The sequence below is a fragment of the Geminicoccus flavidas genome, assembly GCF_009806515.1.
Lineage (GTDB): Bacteria > Pseudomonadota > Alphaproteobacteria > Geminicoccales > Geminicoccaceae > Geminicoccus > Geminicoccus flavidus.
The window spans coordinates 1-10,475 of sequence record NZ_WUJP01000664.1; the positions used below are offsets into that span (position 1 = coordinate 1).

Here is a 10,475-nt window from a genome sequence, read left to right on the forward strand (position 1 = left end):
CCAGGGTCCAAAGGCCCGGCACCTCGCCGAACATGACGAAGCCCAGCAGGCCGGCGAACAGTACCCAGCTATAGGTGAGCGGGCCGATCACCGAGACCGGCAGGGCCCGCCAGGCGCGCACGTTCATGAACTGGCCGAGGATGCCGAGCGGTCCCAGGCTCAGGACGAACAGGGTGGTCGGCCAGTCCAGGGCGCGCCAGGTGAGTACGGCCGGCACCGCCAGGATGATGAGGCCCAGCACGTGGACGGTGAAGATCACCGTCCAGGCCTCATCCAGCTCGACCAGCTTCTTGATGACCACCGCCTCCAGGGCGAACAGGACGGCACTGCCGAGCGCGATCGGCACGCCGATCGAGGCCTGCCAGTCGACCTGCCAGGGCTCCGCGGCCAGCACCGCGCCGGCCAGGCCCACCGCGGCCGCCAGCGCATGGCGCCGGCTCACCTGCTCGTGGAGCAGGAGGGCGCCGAACAGGACCGCGAGCACGCCCTCCAGGAGGCCCAGCGTGCTGGCCTGCGCCAGCGGCAGGCGCACGCCCGCCTCCAGCGCGCAGATCAGCCCGCCATAGCCGGCCAGCACCCGCAGGACGCTCCAGCCGGGCGAGCGGGTGAAGAGCGGGATCCGCTTGCCCGCGGCCAAGCGCCAGACGGCTAGGACTGGTAGGGCAGCCAGCAGGCGCAGCGTCACGAGCTGGGCGAGCGGCACCTCGCCGCCGGTGAGCTTGCCGGTGGCGAAGATGATCGTGAACACCAGGACGCCGGACAGCGCCCAGCCTATTCCGGCCAGCCGGCTGGAGGGCGGCATCGGCGCTGGCGGGTCGGTTGCTGGGCGGGCTCAGCCCATCGCGGCCGGGATCAGCTCGCGCAGCGGGCGGCGCACCCGGGCACCATACTGCTCGATCACCGCGGCGGCGCAGGCACTGCCCAGGCGGCCGGCGGCGGCCAGGGAGAAGTCGTGGGTGTAGCCGTAGAGGAAGCCCGCGGCGTAGAGGTCGCCCGCTCCGGTGGTGTCGAGCAGCTGGGCCGGGCGCACCGTCTCGATCGGATGGGCCTCGTCGCCCGCCACGATGACCGAGCCCGCGGGCCCGCGGGTCAGGACGGCCAAGTCTACCTCGCGGCGGACCGCCGCCATCGCCTCGTCGAAGCTGTCGGTCTCGTACAGGCTGGTGATCTCGCTCTCGTTGGCGAACAGGATGTCGACCCGGTCGCGCACCAGGTCGCGGAACTCGGCGCGCCAGCGGTCGACGCAGAAACTGTCGGAAAGGGTGAGCGCCAGCTTGCGGCCGTTCGCCTGCGCGATCCGCGCGGCCTTCAGGCAGGCGGCCTTGGCACCGTCGCGGTCCCAGAGATAGCCTTCCAAATAGGTGACCCTGGCGCGGGCCACGAGATCCTCGTCGACGTCGCTCTCGTCCAGCATCACGCAGGCGCCCAGATAGGTCTGCATGGTGCGCTGGGCGTCGGGCGTGACGAAGATCAGGCAGCGCGCAGTGGCCGGGCCGTCGGCGGCCGGATGGTTGGGGAAGATCACCCCGGTGGCGCGGATGTCGTGGGCGAAGATGGCGCCCAGCTGGTCCTGCTTGACCCGGCCGACATAGCCGACATCGGCGCCGAGCGCGGCGAGCGCCGCCATGCTGTTGGCGCAGGAGCCGCCGGACTGCTCCACCCCCTGGCCCATATGGGCATAGAGGAACTCGGAGCGCTCGGCATCGACCAGGGTCATCGCCCCCTTGACCAGGCCGAGGCTGGCGAGCTGCGCCTCGTCCGCATCGGCCACGACGTCGACGATGGCGTTGCCGAGGCCCACGACGTCGAGCTGGTCGGGCAAGGAAGCGGCTGCCGGCATGTTCCAGGAACTCCAATGGTGGTGCGGCCGGACCATAGCGATGTCGCCAGAGGGAGCAACGGCGGGCGTGCCGCACGACCATTTGTGTCGGCTATGCAACGTACGGTTGATTCGGTGCCGCCTGCGCCGGTACGGCATCTTTGCGGGGGCTAGCGGAAACGAGATGTTTCGCGCGTTCGTCCGGGTGCGGGACGTGCCGGGTTCTACCCGCCGGGCACGAGTGCTAGAGCCGGACTCGTATCCGCGGCCTAGCGGCCGTGGGACGCTTCTGTGGAGGTCGGATCCCTTCCGACGAACCCCAAGCCGACGGTGACCGCATGTTCCGCAGGAAAGACAACGAGCCGCCTCGTCCCGAGAAGCTGGAGCCCGCGCCCGTCGCCCGGCCCTCGCTGGAGCAGCGCGCGCCGGTGATGCCGGCCGTACCCAAGCGCGAGGAGGCGCCGGCACCGACCGCGGCCAGCGTGATGGCGCCCAGGCCCGGTGCCGCCATGGTCGACGACGTGGCCGGCAAGCGGCTGATCGTCGGCCAGGGGATCCGGCTGGCCGGTGAGATCACCGCCTGCGACCGGCTGGTGGTGGAGGGTTTCTGCGAGGTCACGCTGAACGAGACCAGGGCACTGGAGATCGCCGCGTCCGGCCGGTTCATCGGCGGCTGCGAGGTGGAGGAGGCCGAGATCAGCGGCGTGTACGAGGGTGAGCTCACCGTGCGCAAGCGGCTCCTGATCCGCGCCTCGGGCAAGGTGAAGGGCAATGTCCGCTATGGCGAGATCGAGATCGAGCGCGGCGGGCTCCTGTCCGGCTCGGTCAGCATGATCGAGGGCCGGCCGGAGCAGGCCCCATTCCAGGGTCAGGCGGCCGGGCAGGTCTCCGGGCAAGCACAGCCGCAGCCCGTCCAGGAAGCAGTCGCCAGCTGATGCAGTCCGGTTCTTCCCGCCTGGCGGCGGCCGGCCTGCTCGTCCTGGCGACGGGCTGCAGCGCGCCGCCGCCGCCCACGGCCGCGGCGCCGGCCGCCGCATCGCCCGTTATCGCGGCCGATGCCCTGCCACGCCGGCTCGACCTGGTGGGCATGAACGCCCGCCAGCTCGACGCCATGTTCGGCAAGCCCGAGATGGTGATGAACGCCGGCCCGGCGCAGTGGTGGCGCTTCCACCTGGACGGCTGCGCGGTCGAGGTGTTCCTGGTGACCACCGACCAGGGCATGGTGGTGCGCCATGCCGCGGTCGAGCGGCAGCTCGACGCCGGGCCGGCCCCGGTCCTGGCTCCGGCCTGCACCGACCTCGACCCCCAGCGCGCCCGCCACGCCCCGGAGGCGCAGCTCGCGAGCAATTTCTGAGCAGTTCAGGCCTCCACGAAGCCTTGAAGCTCAGGGCGTCTGCTGGGTGCTCACCGTGCGGCGCACACCCTGCGGGCGGGTGCGCTCGTTGACCTTGGCCTGCGCCTCGGTGACGGCATTGCCGGGCTTGCGCTCGATCATCCGGCCGGCACCGCGCTGCACGTCGAGCTGGCCGTCGCGCCAGACCACCTTGCCGTTGGCGACCGTAATCGCCGGCAGGCCCTCCACCCGGATCCCCTCGAACACGTTGGTGTCCATCTTGGAATGGTGGGTCTTCACCGAGATCGTCGCGCTGGCCTTGGGGTCCCAGACCACCAGATCGGCATCCGAGCCCGGCTGGATCACGCCCTTGCGCGGGTAGAGGCCGAAGATCTGCGCGCAGTTGGTCGAGCCTGCGGCCACGAACTCGCTGGGGGTCAGCCGCCCGGTGTTCACGCCGAAATGCCACAGGCACTTGAGGCGCTCCTCCAGCCCGCCCGTCCCGTTCGGGATGAGGGTGAAGTTGTCCAGGCCCATCTTCTTCTGCTGGATAGTGAAGGCGGCGTGATCGGTGGCGACCACCTGGAGCGAGCCGGCAACGAGGCCGTCCCAGAGCGACTTCTGGTGCTCCTTGGAACGGAAGGGCGGGCTCATCACCCGGGACGCGGCGAATTCCCAGTCGGCGGACCAGTAGACGCTCTCGTCCAGGACCAGGTGCTGGATCAGCGGCTCGCCATAGATGCGCAGGCCGGAGGCACGCGCCCGGGCGATCGCCTCGTGCGCCTCGCGGCAGGACGTGTGGACGATATAGAGCGGCGAGCCCACGGTATGGGCGATCATGATGGCGCGGTTGGCGGCCTCGGCCTCGACATGGGGCGGGCGGGAGAGCGCGTGGCCCTCGGGCCCGGTGATGCCGCGGTCGAGCAGTTGCTGCTGGAGGAGGAAGACCGCATCGCCGTTCTCGGCATGGACCATCGGCAGAGCACCCAGGTCGCGGCAGCGCGAGAAGCTGTGGAACAGGATCTCGTCGTCGACCATCAGGGCCCCTTTATAGGCCATGAAGTGCTTGAAGCTGGTGACGCCGCGATCGACCACCTCGGCCATCTGCTGGGCGGTGCGCTCGGTCCATTCGGTGATGGCGACGTGGAAGGAATAGTCGGCGCAGGCCTTCTTCGCCCAGGACTGCCAGTCGTCCAGCCCGTCGGTCAGGCTGCGGCCGGGGCCCGGAATGCAGAAGTCGATCAGCATGGTGGTGCCGCCGGCCAGCGCCGAGGCGGTGCCGGAGAAGAAGTCCTCGACCGCCACCGTGCCCATGAAGGGCATCTCCAGATGGGTGTGCGGGTCGATGCCGCCCGGGATCACGTAGGCGCCGCCGGCGTCGATCACCTCGGCCCCTGTGGGCGCGTCGAGATTTTCGCCCACCGCCTGGATCAGGCCGCCATCCACCAGCACGTCGGCGCGGAAGCTGCGGTCGGCGTTGACCACGGTGCCGCCACGGATCAACAGCGCCATCGGACCTTCTCCCCCAGGATGTCGTGGTGCCGGGATGATCGGACGCCGCGCCCGTTCTGTCCACGCCCGCTCAGCGGTAGGCGGCACCTGCCCGGCGGAGCATGCGCTGGAAGCTCATCGAGATGTGCACCCGGCGCAGATGCCCCACCGATACGATGTCGCCCAGCCGCACTGCCGCCAGGATCTCGACCATCTCCTGGCGAAACGCCGAGAACTCCTCCTGCAGGTTCATGGTCGGCAGGAGCTTCAGGACGATCCGCGAGGTCTGGTAATAAAGCCGCTCGCTGATCTCGCGCAGCGGCTGGTTGCCGATCATGGCGCTGATCTCGGCGAAGAAGGCCATGTTGAGGCGGGCGAACGCCATGTGGTCGAGTTCGCCCGCGGACTGCTCGTCGCAGCGCGCGATCAGGGCCTCGATCCGCTCGATCGCCGCCGCGTCCGGCTGGACCGGCGACAGGCGGCCCATCAATGCTGCGAGTTCCAGGCGCAGGTGATAGACCTGGGCCAGCTCGTCCAGCTCGACATCCGTGACCAGCGTGCCCACGCCATGGACGATGCTGACCAGGCCCTCGTTCTCCAGCCGGGTCAGGACCCGGCGGACCGGCGTGCGGCTGACGTTGAATTCCTCCGCCAGCTCCTCCTCGGACAGGCGCATCCCCGGCGGATAGGCCAGCATGCAGATCCGGTCGCGCAGGATGCCGTAGATCCGGTCCGAGCGCTCGCGGGCCGTGACGGGTGGCTCGGTCCCGGTCGGGGATGCGCTCATATCGCTTCCAGGCAGGCGCTCAGGAACTGCCGGGTGCGCTCGTTCTGGGCCTGGCCGAAGATCTGCTCCGGCGGGCCCTGCTCGGCGATCTTGCCGCCATAGAAGAAGCAGACCCGGTCGGCGAATTCGCGGGCGAAGCCCATCTGGTGGGTGACCATCAGCATGGTGAGATCGAGTTCCGCCCCCAGGCGCCGGATGACGTTCAGGACCTCGCCCACCAGCTCCGGGTCGAGCGCCGAGGTCACTTCGTCGAACAGCATGACCTTCGGCCGCATGGCAAGCGCCCGGGCGATCGCGACCCGCTGCTGCTGGCCGCCGGAGAGCTGCGAGGGGTAGTGGTCGAGCTTGTCGCCCAGGCCCACCATCTCCAGGAGCTCGACGGCGCGCGCCCGCGCCTCCTCCTTGGAGAGCTTGAGCACGGTGACCGGCGCTTCCATGCAGTTCTTCAGCGCGCTCATGTGCGGGAACAGGTTGAAGTGCTGGAAGACCATGCCGATCTTGCCGCGCATCCGGCGCAGGTGCGCGGCATCGGCTGGCACCATGCCGCCATTCTTCTGCATGTGGGTGAGCGGCTCGCCGTCCACCCAGATCACCCCATCGTTGATCTTCTCCAGCGTCATCAGCATGCGCAGCACGGTGGTCTTGCCGGAGCCGGACGGGCCGATGACTGCGACCTTCTCGCCGGGCATGATCTCCAGGTCCAGGCTGTCCAGCACGGTGAGCGCGCCGTAGCGCTTGGTCACCTTGTCGAACTTCACCATGGGCTGGGTCATCAGCGTGCTCCGATGCGGTTGAGGCGGCGCTCCACCATGCGGATCAGGGCGGCGGCCACGAGGCTGAACACCAGGAAGAACAGGCCGACCAGCGTGATCGGCTCGATGTAGCGGAAGGTGGTCGAGCCCAGGATCTTGGCCTGCTGCATCAACTCCAGCACCGCGATCGCGGAGAGCAGCGGCGTCTCCTTGAACAGGGCAACGAAATAATTGCCGAGTGCCGGCACCACCGGCGGGATCGCCTGCGGGATGATGATGTCGCGGAAGGTGTGGAACGGGCTGAGATTCAGCGCGGTGGATGCCTCCCACTGGCCGCGCGGCACGTTGTCCAGCCCGGCTCGGTACACCTCTGCGCAGTAAGTGCCGTAATGCAGGCCGAGCGCGATGACGCCGGCGGTGAACGCATCGAGCGATACGCCGAACTCCGGAAAGACGAAGTAGAGAAAGAAGATCTGGATCAGCAGCGGCGTGGAGCGGATGAACTCGACGAAGGCGGAGACCGGCAGGGCAATCCAGGGGGCGCGTGCCATCCGGAGAAGCGCGAAGACCAGCCCCAGGATCAGGGCGAGCACGAAGCCCAGCAGGGTCGCCTGGACGGTTACCAGTGAGGCCTGTGCCAGGATCGGCAGGATCTCGAAGGCGTAGCTCCAGTCCCAGAGCATGGTTCAGGGGCCTCCCCTAGTGGCTGCGGCCGCGGGCCAAAGCACCTGCCGCCTTCTGCTCCAGCGCCTTCATGCCGACGGTGATGATCGAGGCGATGGCGAGATAGATCACCAGCACGATGGTGAAGATCTCCAGCGTGCGGAAGGTGGTCTGGTTCATCTGCTGAGCGCGGAAGGCCAGATCCGAGATGGTGATCAGCGAGACCAGGGCCGTCGACTTCAGGAGCTCGATGAAGAGATTGCCCCAGGGTGGGATCATCGCGACGAAGGCCTGGGGCAGGATGATCCGGCGCAGCGCCTGGGTCCGGCTCATGTTCAGCGCGACCGTGGCCTCCCACTGACCCCGCGGCACGGCGGCTACCGCGCCGCGCACCACTTCCGCGCCATAGGCGCCGATGTTCAGGCCGAGTGCCGCAATCGCCACGGTCATCGGCTGCAGGGTGATGCCGAACAGCGGCAGCACGAAGAACAGCCAGAACAGCTGGACCAGGGCGGAGGTCCCGCGGAACAGCTCGATATAGGCGATCGCCAGCCAGCGCAGCGGCCAGGGCGCGTACATCTTGGCGAGCCCCGCCACCGTGGCGCAGACCACCGCGACCACGGCACCCGCCAGGGTGATCTGAATGGTCACCAGGGCCCCTTCAAGGAGGCCCGGGATAAACTCCCGGAACCCCGCGAAGGACGCCACCACCAGGCCGGCCGAGAAGCTCACGACCGCCACCACCACGAGCTTGCGCATCACCATGACCGGCCTTTGCGGGGTGGAAGGGGGAGATCGGACGACCGCAAGCTCACTCCCCGGCGCAGAGCTCGGCGGTAGTCTTGGTCGGCAGGAAGTCCTTGCCGAAGCCGAACGGCTCGACCAGGGCCAGATGCTCCTCGGAGCCCAGGAAGTTCTTCAATTCGGCGTTGAAGGCCTGCTGCAGCTCGGTGTCGTCCTTGCGAAACGCCACCGCGCCATGGCCAGTGACGGACTTGCCGGCCACCTCGCCGAACGGCCTGGTCGATTCCACGCCTTCGTTCTTGGCGGCCATCTCGGCGATCGACAGGGCGGTGAGTGCTGCCGCATCGGCGCGGCCGGCCTTGACCGCGGCGACCAGGCTGGACTGGTCGGGCAGGAGCACCAGCTGGGACTGGCCGATCCCCGCATCGGCGGCATAGCCCGCCTCGACCGCGCCCGCCATCACCGCGAGCTTCAGGTCCGCGTTGCCCGCGATGCTGGAATAGTCGGTGATCTGCTTGGGGTTGCCTTCCTGGACCAGCATGGCCTGGCCGATGCCATAGGTCGGCTCGGAGAACAGGACCTGGCCGCAGCGTGCCGGGTTGACGAACATGCCGGCCGCCACGATGTCGAACCGCCCGGCCTGCAGGCCCGGGATCAGCGAGCCGAACTCGGTGAGCACGCCATCGATCTCGGCGACGCCCAGCTTTTTCATGACGGCCCGCACCACTTCGGGCGATTCGCCGGTGAGCTTGCCGTCAGGCGTGGCGAAGCCGAATGGCGCCTCGTTGGCAAAGCCCACGCGGATGTAGCCGGCTTCCTTGGCGGCCTCGAGCGTCGACTGGGCATGGGCGGCGCCGGCCGAGACAAGAGCGGCAGCGGCCAACAGGCCAACGAGGGCGCGGCGGGACAGGATAGACGTGAGCATGAGTCGTCCTCCGTTGCGGGTCGATGGGCGTAGCACGTCGGTACCTGCCCACGGGCGGGGCCGCCCGCGTGCAGATTCGGTGGATGGCGAACTCCAATATCGTGGCAGCCTGCCTCATCGGCCCATAGGTTTCAAGAGTTGTGTACATCTAGGGGAGGAAGTCACGAATCCATCTTGATGAAAACCGAATCTGCGGCGCAGACTGAACGAAGCATGTGTACGTGCGTCGGGCCGGGGTGATTGCCGTGCATTACAGGTCGAGCCATTCCATCATGGACGACGCCACCCTGCCGGCTGACCCGCCCTTCCCTGCGGAGGAGTACGCGGCACGGCTGGCCAAGGTCCGCTCAGCCATGGCCCGGCAGGAGCTGGACCTCCTCCTCATCTCCGCACCGGAGAACATCTGCTACCTGACCGGCCTCGATCACTGGGGCTACTTCGCGCCGCACCTCCTGGTCCTGCCGATGGACGGCGAGCCGGTGCTGATCACCCGGGCGATGGAGCGGGTCACGGTGGCGGCCCAGGTACGTCATGCCCGCTTTGCCGGCCATCCCGACCACGAGACGGTCGCCGATGTCGCCTGCCGCGAGCTGGCGGGCAGGCGGCTGCGCCGGGTCGGGTTCGAGCCCAGGAGCAGCGGCCTGCCAATGGCACTGGGCCTGGCGCTCCAGGCGGGGTGCGCCGCGCAGGCCTGGGTCGATGCCAGCAGCATCGTGGACGCGATCCGGATGGTCAAGAGCCCGGCCGAGCAGGCCTGCCTGCGCCAGGCGGCCGCCGTCAGCGACGCCGCGGCCATGGCGGCGGTCGAAGCGACGCACGACGGCGCCAGCGAGGCCGAGATCGCCGCGGCCTGCCTCGGCACCATGGCCGAACGCGGCACCTATCCGGGCTTCGGGCCGTTCATTCGCGCGACCAGCCGGCTGGGCGAGGAGCATACCAGTTGGAGCCGGGCTCGCCTCCAAGCCGGCGATGCCCTGTTTCTGGAGCTGTCCGGCTGTGTTGCCCGCTATCACGCACCGCTCGGCCGGCTGATCCATGTCGGCCATGCGCCGCCCGCGGCACACGCCATGGCATCGGTCACCCAGGATGCGTTCACCGCGGTGGTGGCCAGCCTGAAGGACGGTATCCTCGCCCGCGACGTCTATGCCGCCTGGCAGGGCGTGGTGGACCAGGCCGGGCTTGCCCACTACCGGCGCCACCATTGCGGCTACCTGGTCGGGATCGGCGTGCCGCCCAGCTGGACCGGCGGCAACCAGGTCTGGGGCCTGCGCCCGGACAGCGATCTGGTGATCCGGACCGGCATGAGCTTCCACATCCTGTCCTGGCTGATGGGCACCGGCCAGGGCGACTACTTCATCTCCAACACCGTGCTCCTGGGCGACCAGGGCGCGGAAGTGCTCACCCAGACCCCCACCGACGTGACGATCCGCTAGGACGAACCATGGAATTCGGCAAGAACAACACCCCGTTCAGCGAAGCGGAGTTTGCGGACCGTGTAGCCAGGACCAAGACGAGGATGGAAGAAGCCGGCCTGGATGCGCTGATCTGCAGCGACCCGGCCAACATGAACTATCTCACTGGCTATAATGGCTGGTCGTTCTACGTCCATCAGGCGGTGATCGTCCTGCAGGACCTGGAGCACCCCTTGTGGTTCGGCCGCGGCCAGGATGCCAACGGTGCGCGGATCACCACGATCCTGCCGGGCGAGAACATCCTCTACTATGCCGACGAGTTCGTGCAGTCGACCACCAGCCATCCCATGCAGGAGCTGGCACGCAACCTGCGCGACTGTGGCCTCGCCCGAGGCCGGATCGGGGTGGAGGCGGACAGCTACTACTTCACCGCCAGGTCCCAGGCGGTGCTCGCGAGGGAGCTGCCCGACGCCGAGATCGTCGATGCCGACTGCCTGGTGAACTGGGTGCGCGCGACCAAGTCCGACGCCGAGATCCGGCTGATGCAGG

At 68.6% G+C, this 10,475-nt stretch carries 12 protein-coding genes; 4 read left to right on the top strand and 8 right to left on the bottom strand.

The genetic code is table 11. From position 1 onward, the window contains the following. Both EQG76_RS18820 and EQG76_RS18825 read right to left on the bottom strand, forming a co-directional pair. Positions 1–802, bottom strand: an 802-nt coding sequence (locus tag EQG76_RS18820; RefSeq protein ID WP_159715907.1) for a DMT family transporter, incomplete at its 3' end; no start/stop codon positions are given. A 30-nt stretch (positions 803–832) separates the two neighbouring features. Further along, positions 833–1,840 carry an adenosine kinase gene (locus tag EQG76_RS18825; RefSeq protein ID WP_159715908.1) on the bottom strand — a complete coding sequence of 336 codons (1,008 nt, stop codon included), beginning with the start codon at positions 1,838–1,840 and terminating at the stop codon, positions 833–835. Between the two features lie 317 nt (positions 1,841–2,157). Between EQG76_RS18825 and EQG76_RS18830 the strand changes: the two genes are divergently transcribed. Beyond that, positions 2,158–2,754 carry a bactofilin family protein gene (locus tag EQG76_RS18830; RefSeq protein ID WP_159715909.1) on the top strand — a complete coding sequence of 199 codons (597 nt, stop codon included), beginning with the start codon at positions 2,158–2,160 and terminating at the stop codon, positions 2,752–2,754. Then, positions 2,754–3,173, top strand: coding sequence for a hypothetical protein (locus EQG76_RS18835; protein WP_159715910.1), 420 nt, complete (start codon positions 2,754–2,756; stop codon positions 3,171–3,173). Before EQG76_RS18830 ends, EQG76_RS18835 begins: the two co-directional genes overlap by 1 nt. A gap of 30 nt (positions 3,174–3,203) precedes the next feature. On the opposite strand, the gene hydA is transcribed toward EQG76_RS18835, so the two are convergent. The 6 genes from hydA to ehuB all read right to left on the bottom strand — a co-directional run bounded on the left by hydA (position 3,204) and on the right by ehuB (position 8,514). Next, a complete protein-coding gene (gene hydA / locus EQG76_RS18840; protein ID WP_159715911.1) occupies positions 3,204–4,664 on the bottom strand; it encodes a dihydropyrimidinase in 1,461 nt (486 codons plus the stop codon). Positions 4,665–4,734: 70 nt separating this feature from the next. After that, the gene (locus EQG76_RS18845) at positions 4,735–5,430 is read right to left on the bottom strand and encodes a GntR family transcriptional regulator (RefSeq protein ID WP_159715912.1); all 696 of its coding nucleotides are present in this window, start codon (positions 5,428–5,430) and stop codon (positions 4,735–4,737) included. Continuing rightward, a complete protein-coding gene (gene ehuA, locus EQG76_RS18850; RefSeq protein WP_321573484.1) occupies positions 5,427–6,203 on the bottom strand; it encodes an ectoine/hydroxyectoine ABC transporter ATP-binding protein EhuA in 777 nt (258 codons plus the stop codon). The genes EQG76_RS18845 and ehuA overlap by 4 nt, the downstream gene beginning before the upstream one ends. After that, a complete protein-coding gene (gene ehuD, locus EQG76_RS18855) occupies positions 6,203–6,865 on the bottom strand; it encodes an ectoine/hydroxyectoine ABC transporter permease subunit EhuD (RefSeq protein WP_159715913.1) in 663 nt (220 codons plus the stop codon). Before ehuD ends, ehuA begins: the two co-directional genes overlap by 1 nt. Positions 6,866–6,881: 16 nt before the next feature. After that, a complete protein-coding gene (gene ehuC, locus EQG76_RS18860) occupies positions 6,882–7,610 on the bottom strand; it encodes an ectoine/hydroxyectoine ABC transporter permease subunit EhuC (RefSeq protein WP_159715914.1) in 729 nt (242 codons plus the stop codon). Positions 7,611–7,656: 46 nt separating this feature from the next. Next, complete coding sequence (gene ehuB, locus EQG76_RS18865) at positions 7,657–8,514, bottom strand: ectoine/hydroxyectoine ABC transporter substrate-binding protein EhuB (RefSeq protein WP_159715915.1); 858 nt, start codon at positions 8,512–8,514, stop codon at positions 7,657–7,659. A 272-nt stretch (positions 8,515–8,786) separates the two neighbouring features. On the opposite strand from ehuB, the gene EQG76_RS18870 reads away from it, so the two are divergent. Together EQG76_RS18870 and EQG76_RS18875 are read left to right on the top strand one after the other, a co-directional pair. Next, positions 8,787–9,947 carry a M24 family metallopeptidase gene (locus tag EQG76_RS18870; protein ID WP_159715916.1) on the top strand — a complete coding sequence of 387 codons (1,161 nt, stop codon included), beginning with the start codon at positions 8,787–8,789 and terminating at the stop codon, positions 9,945–9,947. Between the two features lie 8 nt (positions 9,948–9,955). Next, positions 9,956–10,475 (top strand): aminopeptidase P family N-terminal domain-containing protein (locus tag EQG76_RS18875; protein WP_200840931.1); only part of this gene is annotated, 520 nt, incomplete at its 3' end.